General features: G+C 52.5%; 4 protein-coding genes. All 4 read left to right on the top strand.

The window, feature by feature from the left end; translation table 11 throughout:
* A partial coding sequence (locus D6694_03500; GenBank protein RMH46529.1) for a TonB-dependent receptor occupies positions 1-1,822 on the top strand: 1,822 nt, incomplete at its 5' end.
* Complete coding sequence (locus tag D6694_03495) at positions 1,792-2,097, top strand: hypothetical protein (GenBank protein ID RMH46528.1); 306 nt, start codon at positions 1,792-1,794, stop codon at positions 2,095-2,097. The genes D6694_03500 and D6694_03495, both read left to right, overlap by 31 nt.
* Positions 2,069-2,707, top strand: coding sequence for a nicotinamide riboside transporter PnuC (locus D6694_03490; GenBank protein ID RMH46530.1), 639 nt, complete (start codon positions 2,069-2,071; stop codon positions 2,705-2,707). Before D6694_03495 ends, D6694_03490 begins: the two co-directional genes overlap by 29 nt.
* Before the next feature lie 4 nt (positions 2,708-2,711).
* Positions 2,712-3,077, top strand: a 366-nt coding sequence (locus D6694_03485; GenBank protein ID RMH46527.1) for a hypothetical protein, incomplete at its 3' end; no start/stop codon positions are given.

Genomic DNA, 3,077 nt, shown 5'->3' with positions numbered 1-3,077 from the left:
CTTTTTTCAAATTCGTGGTATTGGTGAACGCAGTCAGTATGAGGGCGCCCCCAACCCATCCGTTGGCTTTATTGTGGATGACATCGATTTTTCTGGCGTGGGTGGCATCGCCACGTTGTTTGACATTGATCGCATTGAAGTATTGCGTGGCCCACAAGGCACTCGCTACGGTGCCAATGCACTGGCCGGCCTAATTTATTTGCGTAGCACGGATCCAAGTCATGACTATTCCGCCAAAGCGCAACTGCTCATGGGCAGTGACGGCGCGCGCGGTGCAGGGCTTGCCGTTGGCAACGGCTTAACGGAGACAGCCGCATTTCGTGCCAGCTTCTACCAATATCAAAGCAATGGTTTTCGCGAAAACGCCTTCCTTGGTCGCGACGACACCAACGAGCGCGACGAAGCAGCATTACGGTTCAAGCTACGTTGGCAGCCGACAGAACGCCTAACCGTCGACTGGACGCAAATGTACGTCGATCTGGATAATGGCTATGATGCTTGGGCCATCGATAACAGTTTGACCACCCAGTCCGACAAACCCGGACGCGACGAGCAAACTTCTCACGCGACAGCCATTCGCGTCACATGGGATGGCTCAAAAGATTGGCAACTCACCAGTATCACTACACACGCGCGCTCGGACATTTTCTATAGTTTTGATGGCGATTGGGGCAACCCGGCTTTTTGGGGCGCCAATGGGCCCTACGATTTTACCAGCGCGACCCAACGAGATCGGTCGACGTGGTCGCAAGAAATTCGCGTCGTTTCCACACCAGAAGGTGCATTATGGGATGGCAAGGCAGACTGGCTGTTCGGTGTCTACGCGCTGCGGCTTGAAGAAGACAATGATCAAACAGACATGTTCAACGGCAGCGTTTACACGCAACTGGCCAGTCAATACGATGCCACCAATCTGGCAATATTCGGTCAACTCGATTTCGCCTTATCCGCCGCAGATACGCTAAGCGTTGGTGTGCGCGTGGAGCGCCGTGATGCCGAATATCAAGATACAGAGACGCCGCGATTGACGCCCAGCGAAACAATGGTGGGTGGCCATCTCACCTGGTCTCACTTGCTCGATAAGCATCACAGTGCTTACTTGACCGTCGCGCGGGGCTACAAAGCGGGCGGGTTTAATCTTGGTGCCCAAATCCCGGATGATCGGCGTCAGTTTGATGCCGAACACCTCTGGAACATTGAAGGTGGCCTGCGAGGCTACTGGCTGTCAGGAAAACTCCGCGCGCAAATTTCAGCATTTTACATGGCTCGGAAAGATCAGCAGGTGAAAACGTCGTTCCAGGATAACCCAAACGATCCGCTGTCTTTCACTTTCTACACAGACAACGCAGCACAAGGGCAAAACTACGGCCTTGAATTCGAATCGCATTGGCGTATCAACGATCACTGGCAAGTGACCGGTAACCTAGGGTTGCTTCGCACCAATATCGAAGACTATGTCGTCGGCACCAGACAGCTTGATGGCCGCGAACAAGCCTATGCGCCCAAGTATAACTTTGCCGTTGGTGTCCGCTACGAGCAGGGCAACGGATGGTATGCCCAAACGGATGTGACCGGCCAAGACGGTTATTACTATTCCGACAGCCATGATCACCGGGCAAAACCATATGTGCTCACTAATGTAAAACTTGGCTATACACAAGACTGGTGGGAAATTTACCTCTGGGGCCGAAATATTTTTGACAAGAAATACACTGTGCGGGGCTTCTTCTTCGCCAATGAGCCGCCAGACTGGATCGACAAGCTCTACACCCAACAAGGCGATCCAGCGCAATGGGGTGTCACGTTTCGCGTGGTTTATTAAAGGAGATGAGTATGAAGCTTTCGGCTGATCTGAGTCTCTACCCGCTTTGTGAAGACTACAAGCCGATCATCCGCCGATACATTGACGCGCTCGACAAGATTGACGGCATTCGGGTGGTGAAAAACACGCTCAGCACCCAACTGTTTGGTGATTCCGAAGCGGTGTGGCAAGCAATCAAGCAGGTGACCGATGCCAGTTTCCGCGAATTCGGACAGCAAGTGCTGGTGATTAAAATCATGCCGGGTGATCGCCACCCCGACGTCGTCGACGACTAAATCACCGTCCGTGTTGACCGTTATCTGGCAACAAATCCTAGCCACGACGGCGCTTGAATGGCTCGCCGTCGTGCTCGCGCTCGCTTACCTTATTCTTGCCATTCGGGAACATATTGCCTGTTGGGTCGCAGGTTTTCTGTCAAATGCCATCTACCTCTACCTGTTCTGGCAAAGCCGACTGGTATCAGAAGCCATACTGCAAATATTTTATATGGGGCTTGCCGTTTTTGGTTTTTGGCGATGGTGGCATGGGCAAGATGCAAAACACAAACATAAACCGATTGTCACTTGGCCCTTGCAAAAACATGTGGTACTGATTCTCGCCACCGCTGTCGTCAGCATGTTGTGGGGACATTGGGTTGCCACTCATGTTGATGCCGCATACCCCTATCTGGATGCCCTGACCACCGGTTTTGCCATCACCACCACCTGGCTCGTTGCCGAAAAAGTGCTCGAAAACTGGATCTACTGGTTCGTCATCGATGCCACTAGTATCTGGCTCTACCTCCAACGAGATCTATGGCTCACTGCCCTCCTCTTTACCCTGTACGTTGTCATGTGTATCATAGGGTGGCGTAGTTGGCGTAGGGCACAAGAAAATCAAGGATAACGTCATGTTGCAACATGCTCCGGTCCGCATTACCGACCGGATTCAGCGCATTCCCCTGCTCGCGCAGTTCAAGCAACTTTACATTGAGCCGATGGAAGGTGGCGCATCGAACCGCACTTACCATGTGCGAGCCGACAATGGTGAAGAATTCACCGTTCGATTTGACACGCCAAACCGCGACATTTTTGCCCGATCACGCACCGATGAGTTTGAGATCCTACGTTTGCTCGCGCCCTACAACGTCGGTCCTGAACCAATCGAATATGACGAGGACAATGGCGTTACGGTATTCCGCTATGTGCCGGGCAAACCAGCGCAACTAGAAGACGTTTCTTCACGCCAGTTTCGTGAAGCGATGCATCGTTTCTTT

The sequence above is a fragment of the Gammaproteobacteria bacterium genome, from assembly GCA_003696665.1.
Lineage (GTDB): Bacteria > Pseudomonadota > Gammaproteobacteria > Enterobacterales.
Note: the sequence above shows the minus strand (reverse complement) of the source record. Positions and strands in the feature narration are given on the sequence as shown.